General features: G+C 71.1%; 17 protein-coding genes. 14 read left to right on the forward strand and 3 right to left on the reverse strand.

The features are described 5' to 3' along the window. Positions 1 to 362 precede the first annotated feature (362 nt). The 5 genes from AB0C33_RS46365 (at position 363) to AB0C33_RS46385 (ending at position 7,738) form a co-directional block, all read left to right on the forward strand. Positions 363 to 2,009 carry a helix-turn-helix domain-containing protein gene (locus AB0C33_RS46365; protein WP_358300630.1) on the forward strand — a complete coding sequence of 549 codons (1,647 nt, stop codon included), beginning with the start codon at positions 363 to 365 and terminating at the stop codon, positions 2,007 to 2,009. Positions 2,010 to 2,135: 126 nt separating this feature from the next. Further along, on the forward strand, positions 2,136 to 4,076 hold the full coding sequence (locus AB0C33_RS46370) for a S9 family peptidase (protein ID WP_358300633.1): 1,941 nt from the start codon (positions 2,136 to 2,138) through the stop codon (positions 4,074 to 4,076). After that, on the forward strand, positions 4,076 to 5,305 hold the full coding sequence (locus AB0C33_RS46375) for a methylaspartate ammonia-lyase (RefSeq protein ID WP_358300636.1): 1,230 nt from the start codon (positions 4,076 to 4,078) through the stop codon (positions 5,303 to 5,305). Before AB0C33_RS46370 ends, AB0C33_RS46375 begins: the two co-directional genes overlap by 1 nt. Further along, a complete protein-coding gene (locus AB0C33_RS46380) occupies positions 5,289 to 6,491 on the forward strand; it encodes a CoA transferase (RefSeq protein ID WP_358300638.1) in 1,203 nt (400 codons plus the stop codon). Before AB0C33_RS46375 ends, AB0C33_RS46380 begins: the two co-directional genes overlap by 17 nt. After that, positions 6,488 to 7,738, forward strand: coding sequence for an amidase (locus tag AB0C33_RS46385; protein ID WP_358300641.1), 1,251 nt, complete (start codon positions 6,488 to 6,490; stop codon positions 7,736 to 7,738). Before AB0C33_RS46380 ends, AB0C33_RS46385 begins: the two co-directional genes overlap by 4 nt. Here AB0C33_RS46385 and AB0C33_RS46390 read toward each other — a convergent pair. Then, a complete protein-coding gene (locus AB0C33_RS46390; protein WP_358300644.1) occupies positions 7,718 to 9,385 on the reverse strand; it encodes a DUF885 domain-containing protein in 1,668 nt (555 codons plus the stop codon). The genes AB0C33_RS46385 and AB0C33_RS46390 overlap by 21 nt on opposite strands. A 239-nt stretch (positions 9,386 to 9,624) precedes the next feature. On the opposite strand from AB0C33_RS46390, the gene AB0C33_RS46395 reads away from it, so the two are divergent. The 8 genes from AB0C33_RS46395 to AB0C33_RS46430 all read left to right on the forward strand — a co-directional run bounded on the left by AB0C33_RS46395 (position 9,625) and on the right by AB0C33_RS46430 (position 18,112). Continuing rightward, entirely contained in the window at positions 9,625 to 11,184 is a 1,560-nt protein-coding gene (locus AB0C33_RS46395; protein ID WP_358300646.1) for an ABC transporter substrate-binding protein, read from the forward strand. A gap of 14 nt (positions 11,185 to 11,198) precedes the next feature. Next, positions 11,199 to 12,179, forward strand: coding sequence for an ABC transporter permease (locus tag AB0C33_RS46400; RefSeq protein ID WP_358300649.1), 981 nt, complete (start codon positions 11,199 to 11,201; stop codon positions 12,177 to 12,179). 1 nt (position 12,180) lies between these two features. Beyond that, positions 12,181 to 14,064 (forward strand): dipeptide/oligopeptide/nickel ABC transporter permease/ATP-binding protein, encoded by a 1,884-nt coding sequence (locus AB0C33_RS46405; RefSeq protein ID WP_358300652.1) that lies wholly within the window; start codon positions 12,181 to 12,183, stop codon positions 14,062 to 14,064. 1 nt (position 14,065) lies between these two features. After that, positions 14,066 to 14,815: an ATP-binding cassette domain-containing protein gene (locus AB0C33_RS46410; RefSeq protein ID WP_358300655.1), complete on the forward strand. Its 750-nt coding sequence runs from the start codon at positions 14,066 to 14,068 to the stop codon at positions 14,813 to 14,815. Positions 14,816 to 15,961: 1,146 nt separating this feature from the next. After that, positions 15,962 to 16,093: a hypothetical protein gene (locus AB0C33_RS46415; RefSeq protein ID WP_358300658.1), complete on the forward strand. Its 132-nt coding sequence runs from the start codon at positions 15,962 to 15,964 to the stop codon at positions 16,091 to 16,093. 50 nt (positions 16,094 to 16,143) lie between these two features. Continuing rightward, on the forward strand, positions 16,144 to 16,992 hold the full coding sequence (locus tag AB0C33_RS46420; RefSeq protein WP_358300833.1) for an aldo/keto reductase: 849 nt from the start codon (positions 16,144 to 16,146) through the stop codon (positions 16,990 to 16,992). A gap of 17 nt (positions 16,993 to 17,009) precedes the next feature. Then, entirely contained in the window at positions 17,010 to 17,600 is a 591-nt protein-coding gene (locus tag AB0C33_RS46425; protein ID WP_358300661.1) for a hypothetical protein, read from the forward strand. Positions 17,601 to 17,689: 89 nt separating this feature from the next. Continuing rightward, complete coding sequence (locus tag AB0C33_RS46430) at positions 17,690 to 18,112, forward strand: hypothetical protein (protein ID WP_358300665.1); 423 nt, start codon at positions 17,690 to 17,692, stop codon at positions 18,110 to 18,112. A 232-nt stretch (positions 18,113 to 18,344) separates the two neighbouring features. Here AB0C33_RS46430 and AB0C33_RS46435 read toward each other — a convergent pair whose 3' ends face one another. Both AB0C33_RS46435 and AB0C33_RS46440 read right to left on the reverse strand, forming a co-directional pair. Then, entirely contained in the window at positions 18,345 to 18,803 is a 459-nt protein-coding gene (locus tag AB0C33_RS46435) for a calmodulin-binding protein (protein ID WP_358300668.1), read from the reverse strand. A gap of 159 nt (positions 18,804 to 18,962) precedes the next feature. Further along, positions 18,963 to 19,103: a hypothetical protein gene (locus AB0C33_RS46440; RefSeq protein ID WP_358300671.1), complete on the reverse strand. Its 141-nt coding sequence runs from the start codon at positions 19,101 to 19,103 to the stop codon at positions 18,963 to 18,965. 364 nt (positions 19,104 to 19,467) lie between these two features. On the opposite strand from AB0C33_RS46440, the gene AB0C33_RS46445 reads away from it, so the two are divergent. After that, entirely contained in the window at positions 19,468 to 20,415 is a 948-nt protein-coding gene (locus AB0C33_RS46445) for a phosphotransferase (protein ID WP_358300674.1), read from the forward strand. Positions 20,416 to 20,840: the final 425 nt, after the last annotated feature.

Below are 20,840 nucleotides of genomic sequence, written 5' to 3' on the forward strand. Positions count from 1 at the left end.
GGGGTGTGGAGCGTGCATGCCGGGAGCTTCTCGACGCCGCCGCGCTGGTGGGTCATCTGGTGCCCGAGGGCAGTATGTTCGCGTTTTCTGGCCTACCCCGGGTCCCGGCCGGCCCAGACACACCCCACCGGCCTACCCACGCATTCGACCGACTCGGCGTACCCGGACCACCCACCAACCTCGGGCTGAGCAGACCGATGAAACGCTGATGTTCAGCGTCCTCATAGACAGCGGCGACCGCTACCGCCCATCCCGCAGTGACCCCGAAGCCCCGTGAAGATGGTGCTGCCGCACCAGATCGAGCAGGCCGATAGTGCCGTGGAACAAGATCGGGCCAAACGGCCGTGGCTAGAATCACGGTTGTGGAGCGCCCGGAACAGCCGGAAGCATCCGTCGTGGTGGACGGACCGTCGATCACGCTGGCCCGGATCCTGGAGGACGCCGGCCACACCCTGCTCCGCCCGGCGTTCGACGGCCAGGACCTCGACCGGATCGTCGACGGCCTGGTGATCTTCGACCCGGCCGACCAGGTCGCCTGGTCGCGGCGCCCCCTGGTTCTTGCCGTCGGGGTCCAGGCTGGTGCACAGCTCACCGCCCTCAGCGAGCGGGTGGCACGCCAGGGCGGCGCGCTCATCGTCCACGAAAGCGTCGTCGCCTCGCTGACCGGCCCGCGGACTGTCGTGCCGGTGCTCGCGCTTGGCAACGAGAACTCCTGGATCCAGCTCGCCGCGACCCTCGCGCCGCTGGTGAACGGCTCGTCCGGCCCCGCGCTCGCGGCGCCGCTCAGTGGCGTCCCGACCGGCGACCTGTTCGCCCTGGCGAACGCCATCGCCGAGATCCTCGACGCGCCGGTCACGGTCGAGGACCGGGACTCCCGGGTGCTCGCCTTCTCGATCCGGCAGGAGGAGGCGGACCCGTCGCGCATCGGCGCGATCCTCAACCGCCAGGTCACGCCCTGGGCCACGCAGGATCTCACCGAGCGCGGCATCTTCCGCCAGTTGTACCGCACCCAGGAGCCGCTCTTCGTCGATCCGCCCGAGAGCGGGTACGGCGGTTTCACGATGCCCCGCGTCGTGCTGGGCATCCGGGCCGACGACGAGATCCTGGGCTCGGTGTGGGCCGCGGTCCCCGGTCCGCTCTCGGACGAGCGGATGCAGGCCTTCCGCGAGCTGCAGGGCACGGTCGCCGTGCACCTGCTGAGCCACCGCGCGAACGCCAACGTGGAGCGCCGAATGCGTTCGGACCTTACCGCCCAGGTCCTGGCCGGCGGCCCGGAGGCGGAGGAGGTCGCGGCCCGGCTGGGCCTGCCCCACCGCCCGATGCTGGTGCTCGCGGTCGCGCTCCCGGACGGCGAGGACGAGCCCGCACGCCTGCGCGGCGACCGCGCGGCCGAGCTGCTGCGCATCGGTGACGCGTTCGACATGCACCTCGGCACCGTCCAGCCGGGCGCCTCCGCCGCGCTGGTCGGCGACATCGTGTACGGGATCGTTCCGCTGCCCCCGGCCGCCGACCCGCACTCGGACCGCGGTCAGCGGATGGCGAAGGACTTCCTCGCCCGGGTAGGGCGGCGGTCCGCCGCGGTGATCGGGGTCAGCGCCGTCGCGCCCGACGCCTACGCCCTCCCGCGGGCCCGGGAGGAGGCCGACCGCGCGCTGAGGCTGGCCCGCAGCGCGCAGCAGGGCGACCGCGTCTGCTCCACGGTCGAGCACGCGTACGAACTGCTCATGATGGAGATGGCCGACCTGGTGTCGGCGCGGGGGATGGGCCTCAGCGGGCCGCTCGCCCGCCTCGTCGAGCAGGACGAGCGCCACGGGTACCTGGTGCCGACACTGCGCGCGTGGCTGGACCACTTCGGCGACAACATCGCCGCGTCGGCGTCGCTGCACGTCCACCCCAACACGTTCCGCTACCGCCTGAAGCGGGTCGCGGAGGTCTCCGGGATAAGCCTGGACAACCACGACGAGCGGCTGTCGCTGATGCTCCAGTTCCGGCTCTTCATGCGCTCCTGACCGGCAGCCTCGTCGCGCGGCGCTACCCGGCACCCGCAATTTCGTGCCGCGACACCAGCGCCGTCGCCCCAGGACTTGTGACGATCAGCGGTGTCCGGCATCCAGGCAACCGACGAGAGGACCGGTGTGAACCGCTATCTGACTGTCGACGACATCCGGCGGATCGACGTCCCCAAGCAACCGGCGATCAGCCCGGACGGCAGCGCGGTCGCCTATGTCGTCCAGACCGACGACCTCGACGCGGACCGCGTCGAGCAGACCCTGTGGCTGGTGCCCACCGGCGGCGGGAATCCGCGCCGCCTGACCGACGGCGTCGGCGACTGCGCCCCGGCCTGGTCGCCGGACGGCCGGCTGCTCGCCTTCCTGCGCACCACCGACGGCCGGCCCCAGATCTGGCTGCTCGACGTCGGGACGTCCGAGGCGCGGCAGCTCACCCGCCGGCCCGGCGGAGCGAGCGCCCCGGCGTTCAGCCCGGACGGCTCGCGGCTGCTGTTCACCGCGCCGGCCGATCCCCCGGAGTCCGAGGGCACGTGGGCGTGGGGCGCGCCGGTCGTGAGCCGTCGCCTCGACTACTACGCTGACGGCGCCGGCGTGCTGAGCGCCCCGCGGCAGCACATTCACATCGCCGACGTCAGCACGGGCGGATGCGAGCAGATCACCGCCGGCGAGTGGAGCGCATCCGGGGCGGCCTGGTCGGCGGACGGCACCCGGATCGCCTTCTCCGCCGCCATGTCCGCGGACGCCGACCTCACCCGGAAATCCGCCGCGTACACCATCGACTTAGGCGACCCCGGACGGGTCCCGCGGCCGGCGGGCCCGGAATCCGGCAGCGCCGGGCCGCTCACCTGGACGGGCGACGGCACCCGGCTGCTGGTCTGCGGCCACCCGGAGGGGCCCGCGCGCTTCACCGGCCTGCTCCTCGTCGATCCGGCGGACGGCACGGCCCGGCACCTCACCGAGCAGATGGACCGGCAGGTCATGTACGGCGCGCCCGGCTATCCCGGCTCGACGCCGCGCGTGGTGCCGCAGCTCGGGACGGTCCTGTTCTGCGTGCGCGAGGGCGGCTACGTCGTGCCGTACACCATGCCCGAGACCGGCGGCACCCCCACCGCGCTGCTCGCGGCGCCCGACCAGAACGTCTCGAGCCTGAGCGTGGCCGGCACACTGGTCGCGTTCCTCGGCAACGGGCCGGACACGTTCGGCGAGATCTACGTCCTGGACCTCACGACCGGCACGTCGACCCAGCTGACCAACCATCGCGAGCGGCTCGGCGACCGGCGTCCGGCCCCGCGCGCCGAGCGTACGTTCACCATCTCCGACGGGACGGCCGTCACCGGATGGGTCATGCGCGACCCCGACGCCACCGGCCCGCAGCCGCTGCTGCTGGACATCCACGGCGGCCCGCACAACGCCTGGAACGGCGCCGCGGAGGCCGTGCACCTCTACCACCACGAGCTCGTCGCGCGCGGCTGGACCGTACTGCTGCTCAACCCGCGGGGAAGCGACGGCTACGGCGAGGAGTTCGCCCGCGCCGTGAGCGGCCGGTGGGGAACCTCGGACACCGCGGACTTCCTCGAGCCCCTCGAAGAGCTCGTCGCCGAGGGGCTCGTCGACAACAACCGCATCGCGGTGACCGGTTACAGCTATGGCGGCTACATGACCTGCTACCTCACCAGCCGCAGCGACCGGTTCGCCGCGGCCGTCGGCGGGGGCGTCATCAGCGATCTACGCAGCGCCGCCGGCACGACCGACAACCGGCGCGCCCTGTCGACGAGCGAGTGGGGCGGCGCGTTCTGGGCGGACGCCGAGAACTACGCGGCGATGTCGCCCATCACCCACGTGGCCGACGTACGCACTCCCACGCTGCTCCTGCACGGCGGTGCGGACGTCCGCTGCCCGCTCGACCAGGCCAGGCAGTGGCACACGGCGCTGCGCGAGCTCGGCGTGCAGACCGAGATCGTGATCTACCCGGAGGCGTCGCACAACATGCTGTTCAACAGCCCGCCCCGGTTCCGGCGCGACTACAACGCCCGGGTCGTGGACTGGGTGACAAGGTACGCCGGCTGATGCGCATCTCGGAGATTCTGGCGGTGCCCGGCATCGGCACCTACAGCAACGACGACCAGGCGGCGATCAAGGCCGGGGCGGTACGCGACGGCTACTTCTACGACGGCCCCGCGCTCACCCCGGGCTACCGCGCGATCCGCCAGCCCAGCGAGTCGCTGCAGATTCTGCTCGTCCTCGACGACGACCGCGTGGCCACCGGGGCCGGGGTGTCGGTGCAGTACTCCGGCGGCTCCGGACGCGAGCCCGTCCTGCTGGCGGAGGCGGCCCGCGACCGCTGGCTGCCGGTGCTGCGCGACGTCCTGCTGGACGCGACCGTGGACTCCTTCCGGGAGACCTCCGCCCTGATCGCGCCGCTCGGGCTGCCGCGAGCGGTCGCGTACGGGGTCAGCCAGGCCCTGCTCGACGCGGCCGCGAACGCCTCCCGGCGCACGATGGCCGAGGTGGTCGCCGCCGAGTACGGCGGCGCCGATCCGATCGGTCCAGTCCCGCTGCTCGCCCAGTCCGGCGAGGACCGGCGGGGCGCGGTCGACCGGATGGTGCTGCGCCGGGTCGAGAGCCTGCCGCACGGGCTGATCAACAACGCCGATCTGCTCGTCGGGCCCGGCGGCCACCTGCTGCTGGAGTATGTCGGCTGGGTACGCGACCGGGTGCTGGCGCGGCGCCCGGACGACGACTACCGGCCAGTGATCCACATCGACTGCTACGGCACCCTCGGCGACGTCTTCCCCTCCACGGCCGAGGTGGCCGGCTTCCTCGCCCGGCTGGCCGAGAAGTGCGCGCCGTTCCCGCTGCGCGTCGAGCAGCCGATGCGCGCGGCGTCGCGGGAGGCCCAGATCGACGTCCTCCTGCGCCTGCGCGAACACGAAACCGGCGTCCAGATCGTCGCCGACGAGTGGTGCAACACCCACGAGGACGTGCTGGCCTTCCTCGACGCGCGGGCGGCCGACATGATCCAGATCAAGATGCCCGACGTCGGCAGCCTCGACGACGCCGTGCGGTCCGTTCTCGCCTGCCGGGCCGCGGGCGTCGCGGCGTACCTCGGAGGGTCGTGCACCGAGACCGACCTGTCGGCCCGCATCGCCACCCACGTCGCGATGGGCGCGGGCGCGGACGTGCTGCTGGCCCGGCCCGGCATGGGCGTCGACGAGGCAGTGATGGTGACCAGGAACGAGATGGCACGCACCCACGCGGTCATCGAGCACAGGAGCAGACGTGACGGGACTCAGTGACATCAGGATCATCGCCGTCGAGCAGTACGGCGCCGGCCCATTCGGATCGTTGCACCTCGCCGAGCTCGGCGCCGACGTGATCAAGATCGAGGACGCGCGTACGGGCGGCGACATCGGGCGGCATGTCCCGCCGTTCGCCGAGGACGACGACAGCCTCTTCTTCCAGAGCTTCAACCGGAACAAGCGCAGCATCTGCCTCGACCTCTCGGTTCCGGCCGGCGTGGCGGTGCTGCACCGCCTCGTCGAGGGCGCCGACGCGCTCATGTACAACCTGCGCGGGGACGTGCCGGACAAGCTCGGCCTCCGGTACGCCGACCTGAGCCACCTCAATCCGCGGCTGGTGGTCTGCTCACTGTCCGGTTACGGGATGACCGGGCCGCGGCGGGCGGAGCCGGCGTACGACTACGTCGTCCAGGGTCTCGCCGCGTGGATGGACCTGACCGGCGACCCGGCCGGACCGCCGACCAAGAGCGGCCTTTCGCTGGTCGACTACTGCGGCGGAGTCGTCGCGGCGATGTCGTTGCTGGCTGGGGTCCACGTCGCCCGGCGCGACGGCGTCGGCGGCGAGTGCGACGTCAGCCTCTTCGACACGGCGATGGCGATGCTCTCCTACCCGGCGACCTGGTTCCTCACCCGGGGGCACGAGACCCGCCGCAAGACCCGGTCGGCGCACCCCTCGGTAGTGCCGTTCGGCGCCTACCCCACCGCGGACGGTTGGTTGATGCTCGCCTGCGTCAAGCCGGTGTTCTTCGAGCGCCTGACCAAGGTGCTGGGCGTCGCCGAGGTCGCCGCTGATCCCCGGTTCGCGACGCTCGCCGGCCGCCAGGCGCACCAGGCCGAGCTGGACGCGGTGCTGGACTCCGCTCTGTCCCGGCACGGCACCGACCACTGGGTCGGCCTGCTGTCGGCGGCGGGCGTGCCGTGCGGCCCGGTCAACGGGCTGCGCGAGGCCTTCGAGGAGCCGCAGGCCGCGCAGCGCGGCCTGGTCGTCGACACCGACCACCCCACCTTCGGTACGGTACGGCACGTGCGCACGGCGGGACGCGCCTGGTGGGAGAACCCGGCGCCGGACCGAGCGCCGGGCCTCGGCGAGCACCGCGAGCAGATCCTGCGGGAGGAACTCGGCATGAGCGCCGCGGAACTGGCCGATCTTGCACGGGGCGGCGCCTTCGGCGGTGAACGGTGAGCGGCGCTCCCGCCGCCGTGGTGGCGCTCGCCGCCCGGCTGAACGCTTTCACCCAGCTGATCGAGGACGACGTCGCGGCCGAGAAGAACGGCCCGATGGCGGGCTGGACCATCGCGGTCAAGGACAACATCGACGTCGCCGGGACGGTGCGCACCGACGGGCTCCGCGCCCCGCATCCGCCCGCGGCGGCGATCGACGCGGAGGTGGTGCGCCGGCTGCGGGCCGCCGGCGCGCGGATCGTCGCCAAGGCGAACCTCGAGGAGATCAGCTTCGGGGCGACCACGCAGAACGACACGTGGGGCGCCTGCCGCAACCCGTGGCACCCGGACCGGATCCCCGGCGGCTCGAGCGGCGGGTCGGCCGTCGCGGTCGCCGCGGGCCTGGTCCGGCTCGCGATCGGCACGGACACCGGCGGCTCGCTGCGCAACCCGGCCGCGTTCTGCGGGGTGACCACGCTGCGCCCGAGCCATGGGCTGGTGCCGACGCTGGGAGTGACGCCGCTGAGCCCCAGCATGGACGTCGTCGGGCCGCTCGCGCGTAGTGCGGCCGAGGCCCGCATCGCCCTGGAGGTCATGGCCGGCACGGGCTCGCGGCCCCTTCCGCCGCGGGACCTGTCCAGCCTGACCGTGGCCGTACCCGAGCAGTACTTCCTCGACGACCTGGAGCCCGCGGTCGCCGCCGGCTTCCGCGACCTGCTCGACCTGCTGGGCGCGCACGGCGCGAAGATCCGGCGGGTGGCACTGCGCGAGGTGGATCGGGTGCACCAGGCGATGGCCGCGCTGCAGAACTCCGAGGCGATCCGCCACCTCCGGCCGTACTGGCACGACGCCCGCGTCTGCGCCGGAATCAAGGGGCGGATCGAGGCGGGCCGCCGGGTCACCGCCGAGGAGATCGAGAGCGCGCTCGCGGTGGCCTTCGTCTGGCGGGCCCGGGTCGACGAGGTGCTCGCCGAGGCCGACGTCATCGCCGTGCCGGCCACGCCCTTCGTCGCGCCCGTTGCCGGGGACGGCGATCTCACCCTCGCCAGCCGGCGGATCAACCAGCTCACCGGCTGCTGGTCGATCACCGGCCTGCCCGTCCTCGGCCTGCCGGTGTCGCCCTCACCGGCCGGGCTGCCGGTCGGCGCACAGCTGGTCGGCCGGCGCGGCGCCGACCGGGCCCTGGTCATGGTGGGCGAAGCCGTGCAGGCGGTCAGCGACTGGCATCGCCGCCGCCCGCCCGGCGCGCTACCCGACGACGCCTGGTAGTGCCGCGGCGACGTGCGCCTCCAGCAAGGGCAGAGGCAGCTGCCCCGCGCCGAGCACCACGTCGTGGAACCGGGCCAGGTCGAAGCCGGCACCCTGCCGGCGCTCCGCCTCCCGCCGGATGCGCACGATCTCTAGCCGGCCGACCAGGTAGGCCAGGGCCTGGCCCGGCGTCACGATGTACCGGTCGACCTCCGCGTCGATGTGCCCCGGGCTCAGCGGGGAGTGCTCGGCCAGGAAGCGCTTGGCTCGCTGCCGGCTCCAGCCCTTGGCGTGCAGGCCGGTGTCGATGACCAGGCGGCAGGCCCGCAGCGAGTCGAACGACAGCATGCCCAGCCGGTCCAGCGGGCTGCTGTAGAGGCCCATCTCGTCGGCGAGCCGTTCGGCGTACAGCCCCCAGCCTTCGAGAAAGCCGGTGACCGTGGTGGTGCGGCGGAACTCCGACAGCTCGGTGAATTCGGCGGCGAGGCCCATCTGCAGGTGGTGCCCGGGAACGCCCTCGTGGAAGGCGAGGGCCTCAACCTCGTACCGGGCCCAGGCGCGCGGATCGGAGACGTTGATGACGAACGTCCCGCCCCGCGAGCCGTCCTTCGGCGCAAGCATGTACTGGCCGAGCGATCCGCTCGTCGCCGCCTCGACCGCGCACGTGGCGCGGGGCAGCCGCCCGAACCAGTCCGGGGCGCGGTCGGTCGCCCGGGCCAGGGCGACCTCCGCAGCGCGTACGAGGTCGGCGGCGTCGTCGAAGTGCAGGGCCGGGTCGTCGCGCATCCTGGCCATGACGGCGGGCACGTCCGAGGTGCCGAAGACCTCCCGGCCGAGGGCGGCGTACTCCTCGTCCAGGGCCGCGACCTGGGCGAGCCCGATCTCGTGGATGCGGTCAGGGTGGAGGTCGGTGGTGGTGTGCGAGCGGACCAGGGCGGCGTAGACGCGATCGCCGTCGTCGAGCCAGCACAGTCCGCACCGCTCGTCGGGCCGCGCGGACGGCGCGACCTCCCATGTCAACGCGTCGGCATAGTCGGCCAGCGCGGGGCGCACCACCTCGCCGACCACTGCGCGCAGGTGATCCGTGCGTGCGGCGCGGTCGACGGCCAGCAGCGGGTCGTCCTCGAGGGGGGTGTGCAGCCACTTCCGCACCCTGTCGACGGTGTCCGCCACGGCGAAGGCGACCGGGGTACGGCCGGCCGCGCGGCCCGCAGCGAGACGCTCCAGCCTGTCGCGCAGATTGCGCGCGAGGCCGCGGTACTTCTTCGGCAGGGCGCCTGCCACCATGGCGGACGGGAGCGCCAGCTTGGCGACCTGGCCCGGGAACTGGGTCACCGGCCCGAAGAGCGGGTCGACGTCGAGCTCGGCGAACCGGTGTTCGAGCACGTCGGCTCTGGTCGCGGCCTGCCAGGCGAGGACCGCGCCGTCGAGCGAGACGGGTGTGCCGTCCGGCGTACGGGCGAGCGCGGCGGCGGCGTGTGCCACCTCGCGCAGCTCGCGGAGCTCGGCCGCCTCGGCCGTCGCGCTGACGTCCTCGAAGTGCCCTGCCACCGAGTACTCACCGATCAGGTGCGCCCAGGTGGGCGCCGTGCGGTACCGGAGCTCCTGGTACCGCTTGCCGAGGCTTTCGACGTCCACCAACCCGAACCCCTCCGTCACTTCATCCATGTTTTACCTAGTCGGGTACGGTCTGACGGACGACGTTAAAGTGAGGGGCGACCGTGGGGCTTGGGTCTGGCCACGATCGAGCACGGGCACCTTTGTGGGCTTGGACAAGAATCGCTGCCGCGCTGTGGCTTCAATCGTGGGTTACATCACCCAGCGCCGAGCTGGCTCGTCCCGCCGGCCGCAGAGGAAGTCACACGCCAATGGTCCGAAATCGCCCTTTTCGTGTCTCGATTTCCGTATTGTGCTCGACGGTCGCGCTGGCTGCCTGCTCCAACGGTGGGAGCACCGGCAGCTCGTCCGGCGACGACTATGCCGACGGCGGCTCGCTCACCATCGCGATCGACAGCGACCCCGGTGCGCTCGACCCGCAGCGCTCGGTCAACGGCGTCAACAAGATGATGGCCGTCTTCGCCTACGACACGCCCGTCAAGCTGCTGGACTCCGGCGAGGTGGCGCCCAGCGTCGTCAAGTCGTGGACCGGCGAGGGAACCTCCTACACGCTGACCGTCCGCGAGGGCGTCACCTGCTCGGACGGCTCGCCGATGGACGCGCAGACGGTGGCCGACAACATCAACTACGTGGCCGCCGAGGGCAACGGCTCGCCCATGCGCGGCGCCGCCGTTCCTGCCGGCGCCACGGCAACGGCCGACAAGGCCGCCGGCACCGTCGCGGTCAAGCTCAAGGAGGGCGCGCCCTTCTTCCTCCAGAACCTGGCCGAGCTGCCGCTGGTCTGCTCGAGCGCCATCAAGAACCGCGACTCCCTGAAGGCCGCCTCCGCCGGCTCGGGTCCGTTCGTCCTCTCCAGCGTGCAGGCCGGCAACCAGTACACGTACACCCGCCGCGACGGGTACGCCTGGGGGCCGAACGGCGCCTCGACCGCCGAGAAGGGCATGCCGGCGAAGGTGACCTTCAAGCTCGTGACGAGCGTGACCACGACGGCCAACCTCCTGCTGAGTAAGGGCGTCAACATCTCGCTCCTCTCCGGTGCCGACACCCGGCGGCTCAAGGCCGCCAAGGTGTTCTCGGACGGCGGCAGCATCATCGACGACGAGCTCACCTTCAACCAGGCCGCCGGTCTGCCGACCGCCGACGTCAACGTCCGGCGCGCGCTCGTCGGCGCTCTCAACATGAAGGAACTGGCCCAGGTCGCCACCGGCGGCCTCGGACAGGAGGCCAACGGGCTGCTGACCGACCCGAAGATCTGCAGCGGTGACACCGTCACCCCGAACAAGCCGGCGTACGACGCGGCCGCCGCGGCGGCGCTGCTCGACCGGGCAGGCTGGACGGCCGCCGGCGGCGGAGCCCGGGCCAAGGACGGCAAGCCGCTCGAGGTCGCGTTCGTCTACGACAACGAGGACACCACGACCGCGGCGGCGGCCGAGTACATCGGCCAGAAGTGGACGGCGCTGGGCGTCAAGGTGGACCTCAAGGGACAGTCGTTCAACGCGCGGTCCGATGTCGTCTTCGGCGGCAAGGGCCCGTGGACCGCGACCCTCATCGGCCTCGGCGTGTCCAACCCGGCCACGCTCGTGCCGTTCTTCTCCGGTGCCACCCCGTCGGATGGCGGCATCAACTACGGCTCGATGCACAACGACGTCTTCGACAGCTCGATCAAGGCGGCGCAGGCGAAGTCCGGCACCGGCGGCTGCGCCGACTGGAACGCGGGTGAGGGCGCTCTGATCAAGGACGCGGACATCACCCCGATCGCCGTCTCGCCCTACCTCTACTGGGGCAACGGGGCCAAGTTCGACGTCGTCGCCCGCGTGCTGGAGCCCACCTCGCTCCGGGTTCTGCGCTAGGTACGGCGGGGAGGATGGGAGGTTCTGTGAAGTCGTCGCTGCGCGCCAGGCACCCGTGGCCGGTCTTCCTGATCCGGCGGCTGGGGAGGTTCGTCGTCTCACTGGCGGTCGTCGTCACCGCATCGTTCGCCATGGTCCACGCGCTGCCGGGCGACCCGGTACGCGGAGCCCTGGGCCTGATGGCGCAGCCGGAGACCATCGCGGCCACCCGGGAGCGTCTCGGGCTCAACGACCCGCTGTGGCGGCAGTACCTGGACTATCTCTGGAACCTGCTCCACCTCGACCTCGGTACGTCCCTGGACACCCAGACGCCGGTGCGGGAGAAGATGGCACAGTTGGTGCCCGCGACCCTCCAGCTCGGCCTGACCGCGTTCGTGGTCTGCCTCGCGGTGGCGATACCGGTGGGTCTGCTCCTCGGTATCGCCACCCGGGACGGCCGGGGCCGCGGCCTGCACTTCAGCTTCGGCGGCGTGACCGGGCTCGCCCTCTCCGTGCCGGACTACCTGGTGTCGGTCGGACTCGTGTTCGTCTTCGCCGTCTCCCTCAACGCGCTGCCGGTCGCGGGCCTGTCCGGTCCCGCGTCGTTCGTGCTGCCGGTGACCGCCCTCGTCGTGGGGCCGGCCGCCTACCTGGCGCGGATCGTCCGGGCCGAGACCCAGCGGGTGCTCGGCGAGGACTACATCCGGGCGGCGCGCGCGAAGCGCCTCCCGGCGCGGCTGATCTACCTGCGGCACGCGCTGCCGAACACGCTGACCCCGACGCTGACCGTCTCCGGCATGATCCTCGCGTCGATGGTGGCCGGCACCGTGCTCGTGGAGAACGTGTTCGCCTGGCCCGGTGTCGGCGCCGAGCTCGTGCATTCGGTGCTCGCCAAGGACTACCCGGTCGTCCAGGCGGTCGCGCTCTTCTTCGGCGCCGGCATCCTGCTGATCAACCTCGCGGTCGACATCGCGATCGCCGTCATCGACCCGCGCTCGACGATCAAGGAGAGCTGACGTGTCCTGGTCACGTACCCGCCATCACCTGTCGTCGCCGCTCGGCGTGGTCACGGTCGCCCTGCTACTGCTCCTGGTCGCGACCGCCGTCGTGGCGCCGCTGCTGCTCGGCGACCGGGCCACGGAGATCGCGGGCGGCGCGCTCCAGGCGGGACCGTCGGCGGCGCACCCGTTCGGCACGGACGCCCTCGGACGCGACGTCCTCACGCGGACGCTGGTGGCCACCCGGCTGTCCCTCGTCCTCGCTCTGCTCGTCGTCGGCATCGGCGTGGCCTGCGGGCTGATCATCGGCACCGTCCCCGTCGTGCTCGGCCGGCGCGCCGGCCGAGTGGTGGTCGCCGTCCTGAACCTGATGGTCGCCTTTCCCGGGCTGCTGCTCGCCCTGTTCCTCGCCATGATCTTCGGAGTGGGGGCGCGCGGCGCCGTGCTGTCGATGGCGATCGCCTTCGCGCCCTCGTTCGCGCGGCTGACCCACACCACCGCCAGCGGCGTCGCGAACGCCGACTACGTCTCCGCCGCGCGACTGCTCCGGGTCCCGCGGTGGCGGATCCTGATTCGCCACGTCATCCCGAACATCTCCGAACCCCTCGTCATCAACGCGACCAGCCAGGTCGGGGCGGCGCTGCTCAGCATATCGGCGCTGTCCTACATCGGCTTCGGCGTGCAACCGCCGCAGTACGACTGGGGACGCATGCTCGCCGACGGGCTGCCGGCCATCTACACCAACCCGGCGGCCGCGCTCGCGCCGTCCATCATGATCGTCGTCGCGGGTCTCGCATTCGTGCTCGCCGGCGAGCTGCTGACCCAGGTCCTCGGCGGCAGCCAGCACGGTCACCTCCGGCTCCCGTCCCTCAGGTCCCAGCGCCGGGACACGGCCCCGGCCGAGACGCCGCCACCGGGCGACGAGGTGCTCCGGATCGAGCGCCTGACCGTCACCGTACCCGGCGAGACCGCGCCCTTCTCCCCGGTCGTCGACGTCAGCATGCGCCTTCGCCGCGGCGAGATCGTCGGGCTGGTCGGCGAGTCGGGCTCGGGCAAGAGCCTCACCGCCATGGCGGCCGCGCAGCTCACCTCGTACCCGAACGTCGCTGAGGCCGACGTGCACCAGATCAAGGGCAACGAGCTGCGGCGGATGCGCCCCCGCGACCGCGAGCGGCTGCTCGGCACCTCGCTCGCAATGGTGTTCCAGGACCCGATGTCGTCGCTGAACCCGACGCTCAAGGTCGGACGTCAGCTCGCCGAGGTCGCGGAGACCCACGAACGCCTCAGCCGCCGGGACGCGTGGCGACGAGCCGTCGACCGCCTCAGCGCAGTGCTGATCACCGACCCGCAGGCGCGGGCGAGGCAGTACCCGATGGCGTTCTCCGGCGGCATGCGCCAGCGCGCGTCGATCGCGATGGGCCTCATGGCCCAGCCGGCGCTGATCGTCGCCGACGAGCCGACCACCGCCCTCGACGTGACCGTCCAGAAGGAGGTGCTCGGCCTGCTGCGGCGCATCTCCCGGGAGAGCGACGCCGCCGTCCTGCTGATCAGCCACGACATCGCGGTGGTGGCTGAGAACGCGTCCCGGGTCCTGGTCATGTACGCCGGCCGGGTGGTCGAGGAACTGCCGGTCAGCGGGCTCGCCGAGGCCGCGCATCCGTACACCCGCGCGTTGATCGCGAGCATCCCGGACATGTCGACGGACCGGTCGCGGCCGCTCGCGAACATTCCCGGCCGCCCGCCGCACGCCTCTGACCTGCCGCCGGGCTGCGCGTTCGCGCCCCGGTGCGGCCGTGCGGACGACCGATGCCGGCAGGCGCGTCCCGAACTGGCCGACTCGGGCGGCGGCGGCGCCGTCGCCTGCTGGTATCCGCTGCTGCCGGCCCTGGAAAGCGAGGCGTGACGTGCTCGAGCTCCGCGACATCGTTGTCCGGTACGGCCACAATCAGGGAGCCGTGACGGCCGTCGACGAGGTCAGCCTGACCGTGGCGGCCGGCTCGGTCGTCGGGCTCGTCGGCGAGTCGGGGTCCGGCAAGTCGACCCTCGCCCGGGCGGCGGTCAGCCTAGCCCCGCTCACCTCGGGCACGATCCTCTGGAAGGGGACGGTGCTCGACCCGCGCGACCGCCCGCCGTTGCAGTACGTGTTCCAGGACCCGTACGCGTCCCTCAACCCGCGGATGAGCGTCGGCGCGTCGATCGCCGAGGGCCTGCCCCGGGCGAGCGGACGGCGGGAGCGGTCGGCCCGGGTCACCGAGCTGCTCGAGATGGTCCGGCTCGATCCTGGCGACGTCCACAAGCGCCCCCGGCAGCTCTCCGGCGGACAGCGGCAGCGCGTCGCCATCGCCCGCGCCCTCGCCGCCGAGCCCGAGGTCCTGATCGCCGACGAGATCACGTCGGCGCTCGACGTCTCGGTCCAGGGTGCCGTGCTCAACCTGCTCAAGGAGATCCAGACCCGGACCGGTGTCGGGATCCTGTTCATCTCGCACAACCTCGCCGTGGTCCGCTATGTGGCCGACTCGATCGCGGTCATGAAGTCCGGCCGGCTCGTCGAGCACGGTACGACGGAGGACGTCATCGAGCGTTCCGCGCACCCGTACACGAAACAGCTCCTCGAAGCCGTCCCGACCATGACGATGGGTAATGGCCGCTCATAGCCGAGAGTCGATGCCGGACTCGAGGCGTCCAAGCCGTTCCTCATCGACACCTACGCGACGCTCGACCGGGTGGCGGCGGGCGCTGATCCTGCGCCGCCGGGCGTCGTACCACGACCACCGGGTCATCCTCGGCGGGGCCGTCGGTAAGCAGCCCGCCGGCGTAGCCGCCGCCACCGCGACACCGAGCTTGCGCATCTGCATGACCTCGGTGAGGTGCGGCGTATTGTCCCGCCGGACGAAATCCGCAGCCAGCGGGCCGGTGCCGGACAACGCGCTCCGCTCGATCAACCCCCAGCCGGTGGAGACCTTCGGCTGGCCCGCCTTGGTCCGCCAAGCTCCACGGCGGTGGCCCACACCGCAGCCCTGCGCCTGCCGAAAAGTAGGTCAGTGCATCTCAAGTGGCATTTGAGTACTTGTGGAGGATGCCCCTGAGCCGGTCGCGTCGGTGTACGTTCAGGTCGACGATTCATGCTGGATCGGGGCCGGTGCGCAGTGGAGCTGCCTGGCCAAGGGCTTGGTGAGCTCGGTGCTCGTTGTAGAACGCTGGTACTCGCGCAGGGCATGGCGTAGATGGTGTGCCGCTCGAATATTGAGCTACGTGGTCTGAGCTGTGGTTACCCATCGCGGTGGTATTCGCTGATCGCGCCGCTGACGATGGGGAGGCGGATGGAGCGCAGGTGGTCATTCGAACGGCCACGGGCTGGCTGCGTTGTCAACCGGATCACTGGGGCGCTTCTCGATGAGGACCGGTTCGCCTCATCTCAGGGTCTCTGTCAGGTTTCCGAGGGGTCTTGGTGATGGCCAGGGTAGGGTACGAGCGGCGTACCGTTCGCCGGCCGTCAGCTTGCCGACGCCATCTCGAAGGCGGCGAGGCAGCGTGGCCGCCTTCGCGGGAGCACGTGCCGAGCACAGGGACCAGGACCTATGTGGCGTGACGGCGGGCTCTAGGTACAAGCTTGATGATGTGGGCGACCCACGGTGATCAAATCGGGTGTCCACCGTGCTCGGTGCGTGCTCTTACGCCCCGTCACTCGCCGTCAGGGCCCGGCACCGCTTGACACGCAATGTGCGCGCAGGCGGTACGAACCACCGTCAAGCGACACTCCGCGAGGCGCCGCCCCCGCCCGCGCCTACATCGAAGAGCTCATGCCCGACATCCTGAACGGCGTCATCGACCCCGACCGCGTCTTCGACCGCACCGCCGGCCCGGACAACGTCCCCGACGCCTACCGCGCCATGGCCGAGCGCCAGGCGCTCAAGGTCCTCCTCCGACCCTGAAGAACGGGCAGGGCCCGACGCAGACCCAATACCACGTGCGAGACACCCCGGTGCGGACCGTCACCCTGAACAACGGCGTCGAGATGCCGATCCTCGGCTTCGGCGTCTTCCAGAGCCCGGCAGAGCAGACCGAGCAGGCCGTCACCGACGCCCTGGCCGCCGGCTACCGCAAATTCGACACCGCCGCCTCCTACGAGAACGAAGAGGCCGTCGGCCGGGCCCTGGCCGCCAGCGGCATCCCCCGCGAGGAACTGTTCGTCACCACCACGCTGTGGGTGCAGGACAACCCCGCCGAAACCCACACCCGGCGGGCGTTCGAGACCTCGGCCAAGAAGCTCGGCCTGGACTACCTCGACCTGTACCTGATGCACCGGCCCTTCGGCGACGTGTACGGCCAGTGGCGGGCGATGCAGGCCCTGCACCGCGAGGGGCGGATCAAGGCGATCGGGATCTCCAACTTCTACCCCGACCGCGTCGTGGACATCGTTGACCACAACGACATCACCCCGGCGGTCAATCAGATCGAGGTCCACCCCTTCTTCCAGCGCACTGCCGACCAGCAGATCAACAGCGAGCGCGGCATCCTCATCGAATCGTGGGGGCCGTTCGCCGCGGGCAAGAACAACCTGTTCACCGACCCGGTCCTCACCGAGATCGGCGCCACGCACGGCAAGAGCGTGGCGCAGGTCGTGCTGCGCTGGCTGATCCAGCGGGGCATCCCGGTCAACGCCAAGTCCGTCAACCCCGAGCGGATGAAGGCCAACTTGGAGGTGTTCGACTTCGAACTCGCCACACAGGCGATGGACCGCATCGCCGCCCTGGACACCGGTAGCTCCCTGTACTTCGACCACCGCGACCCCGCCATGGTCACCTGGCTCGGCAACCGCCGCACCGGCTGACATGGAGAGGACAGACGATGGACGGCATCCCCCGAGCCCTCGACCGTCGCCAGGTCCTGCGCGGCGCGCTGCTTGCGGGAGGCACCGTGATCACCGCGGCCGCCTGCGGCGGCGGCCCGTCACCGGCGCCCACGTCGGCCGCCGAGCCGGCCTCGCAGCCGGTGAGCGCGCCGCCCTCCGCAGCGGCGGGCCGCACGGTCCTGCTGGTCTACTTCTCCCGGCCCGGCGAGAACTACCACTACGGCGGCCGCCGCACCCTCAAGACCCCCGCGGACGTCGCCAAGACCCTCGACCAAGCAGTGGGAAGGGGCAGTCAGGCTCGGCCTACAGGCGGAACCGTTGACGCCTGCCGTGACCGGGTCAGGGGCGAGGACGCGAGGTTCTCGACGCCGGGCCTGGCGGCAACCAGGCCCGACCACCTCGGTGGCCCGCTCTGCCTTCATCTCGCCGTCGAGCTGAACGCCTGCGAGGCGTTCAGCGTCGGCCGGCGGCAGATGGCGGACGGTGAGGTCCTCCAGGGCATGACCGAGCGCGTCCGCAGATCACACGGCAAATCCGTTGGAATTCGCCCCGGCCCCACAGCGAGGCGTCCAGATCAAGAAATGTAGCTCATCGTGGCCAATGCGAATACGACAGTAATCAACGGGTGGTGCAGAATCACAGATGATCAGCAGGAGCCTTACAGAAAGCGGCGCACATGCGCCTCGCCCGCAAGATCCTTGCCCTCGCAGTCTCCACCCTGGGCGTCGGCGGCCTGGCCCTGGCCACCCTGGGCCCCCCGGCCCTGGCCGCCGACACGCCCATCGCCCCCTACGCCCAGGCCGCCGCCCAGGTCAACGCCAACGGCACCATCACCAACTCCAAGAACGTCACCCAGATCGCCGAGGTCGCCAAGGTCGCCAAGGTCGGCATCGGCAAGTACTGCGTCCAGCTCCAGTCCGACATCTCCGCCGCCCGCGCCGTCCCCATCGCCACGCTGCGCTCCAGCGCAGACTGGCGCAGTGAGATCTACGCCAACCTCGAGAGCTCCAGCTGCTCCGGTCACCCCAACTCCGTCTTCGTCTACACCGGCAAGAACGGCGCGGCCGCCGACGAACCGTTCTTCCTGCTCAGCCCCTGAGCGGCCCCGAGCGCCGGCGCCCGGCGCGCAGCCGGGACCCGGACCCGGCGACATGACGGGAGTCGTGTCGTCGGCGTCGGGCGGCATGGGAGGCCCTGGTGAACCGAACGGGAAGCGGGGATCGGGCCGAGGGGTTGCCCGGCACGTCGTCCGTTGCTTCCGCCGTCACTCCTCGGGCTCCCATGCGTGCGGCCCCCGGAAGACCGTTCCGGGGGCCGCGATGACAGGTTGATCAGACGCCGCGGGGCGCGAGTTCGCGTACGAGCCGGGTGCTCCAGCCGCACCAGACATAGCCCGGGAGGAAGGCCCCGCCGGCCTCGTCCAGGTGGTCCTCGACGTAGGGGATCGTTGCGTCGCAGACCTCGATCGCGACGTCGAAGAAGTCGACGGTGCCGGGGTTCAGGTGGTAGCTCCAGCGGGGGTTGTAGGGGGCCGTCCGCGGGAGAATGCGGCCGAGAATGTGTGGCCGGTCTGTGGTCTCGCCGTTGACCAGGTCGCGGGCGTGTTGAATCTTGGCAGGGTCGGTGAGCTTGACGACGAACTCCTCTCTGGTGACGTCCGTCATCACGAAGTAGGCCTCGTCTGCTGCCTGGGCAGGGGCGGGAGCGACGACGCCGAGCGCCACGATGGCCGCGAGGGCGGTGAGCGTCTTGGTCAGGATGCTGCGCATGGAGATCCCTTCACCTCGCATGATTACCGAACGTTACGATCTTCTACGTTGAGTAATCGCAATGGCAAGGGAACAGCCACTGACGTCATGGTGACACCGCCATCACCGGAGAGAGGCGGGTAAACAGGACCGCACAAACGCCACATATCGAGCCGGCCACGATCTTGGCGGGAAATGGACCTACCGGACGTCGGCGTCCTCCAGTGCCTGGTACGGCGTCGCCAGCCCGACGTCGAGCTCGCGGGCGATCTGGGTGACCGACTGGCCGCGCCCGCGCCGGGCACGCGCGGCGGCGAGCAGGCGTGCACTTCCTCCGGGCATAGAGAAGGGCCTCCCTGCCGGGCGGTGTGGAGGCCCCCTGGTGGACGACGGGGCGGACGGTGCCCGCACCCTCATCACGCTGGCCGAGGAGCAAGACCCCGCCAGACGCGACCAACCCAAGGGTCTGAACATCTCATGAAAGCTGAAGACCCTCGGGTTCATCCTGAAGGCCCTTCACATCGTCTGAACTTTGAGATTTCGGGGGTTCCGGAGTACTCGCGCAAATCGGGCGCATATGGCTCTGGCCCGATGGAGGCCCGGAAGAGAGAAATCTCCGCTACGTTTGTGCCGTATTCGTCCGGTATGGCAGGGATAGATTGCCGTACCTTCACTGTGCGCCCAGACAACGACTAGATTGCGTGGGGTGACCGCGGACGACGACGTGCCCTCCAACCTCTCGCATCTCGGCGCCCCGGTCGGGCCGATGATCCGCGTCCAGGGCGGGTTGGCCAACCGGATGTACCGGCTCGACACCGACCAGGGGTCGTTCGCGGTGAAGGAGTTGAACCTCGTCGACCGCCGCTGGACCTATCGCGTCGAGGACGTGTTCAGGTTCGAGCGGGCGGCCTTCGCTGCCGGCATCCCGATGCCAGAGCCGATCTCGGCCGGCCACCACACGCTCGTCCACCGGTGGGTCGAGGGAGAGAAGGTGCCCGAAGCACCGGTGTCGGCGGCATACGCGTTCGAGATCGGTGAGATCCTCGCGCGCATCCACGCGCTCGACGTCGCGTGGACCCATGTGCCGATCGAGGAGCCGACGTCACGGGACTGGCCCGAGCTCGCCGCGCGGGCGGCGGCGACGGGACAGCCGTGGGCCGACGAACTCGCCTCTCACGTCGAGACGTTCCTCGCGATTGCCCACTTCGTCGACACCTGCGAACGGCCAGGCCCCGTCGTGCTGACCCATAAGGACATCCAACCGTGGAACCTGCTCGCTCGAGACGGTCGACCGGTGGTGCTCGACTGGGAGCTCTCGGGGATGCTCGACCTGGCCAGTGAGCTCGGCTCGACCGCGCTGAGCCTCGCGAAGGGATCTGGCTTCGACAACATCGAGCCCAGCATCTTCCGCTCGGTCCTCGACGGCTACGTCGCGGGGGGCGGAGCCCTGCCGCCGTCGGGTCCAAGCTGGTTCGTGTTCATGATCGGCGGCTGGCTGGGGTTCACGAGGTGGAACATCCTGCGCTGCCTGGCCGGTGTCGAGGCGAGCACCGGCCCTGCCCTCGCGCTGTCGCACGAGTCCGTGCGCAACGGCGTACGCGGTCTCCCCGACATGTTCGGCCGACTTCCGGAGCTCGAGGCGCTGCTCGTGTGACAGTGACCGGCGTCTGTGCTGGGGGCGCGGCGTGACGCGCGCTCCCGCTCCCGCCGGGCGTCCGCTCCGAGGGATGGACAGCGGTTGTCATGTCGCGAGGGCCGCACCTGCGCAAGAAGGTGCGCACCACCGTGGCGGAACCCTCGCAGCAGAAGGTGCCCGACCTGATCCGGCGGGACTTCACCGCTCCCGCCCGGGCAGTGTGACTACGTAAATCCGCTGGTGTGGCCGCTGGTCACCAGACATGGGAGTCGCCGGTTGCTCGGCTGTGAGGCCATGAGGCCGGGCTTGCCCTGGTGGCGTTCCCGGCGGTGGGTGAGGCGCGGCGAGCCAGGCGCGCCGGGCCCGGCACCCCCGACTTCGGCGCGCTACTCCTGCTGGACATGACCACCCCGCGCCCCGTTGCAGACCCGTCCCCGCGACAT

Source organism: Nonomuraea sp. NPDC048881 (assembly GCF_040649795.1).
Classification (GTDB): domain Bacteria; phylum Actinomycetota; class Actinomycetes; order Streptosporangiales; family Streptosporangiaceae; genus Nonomuraea.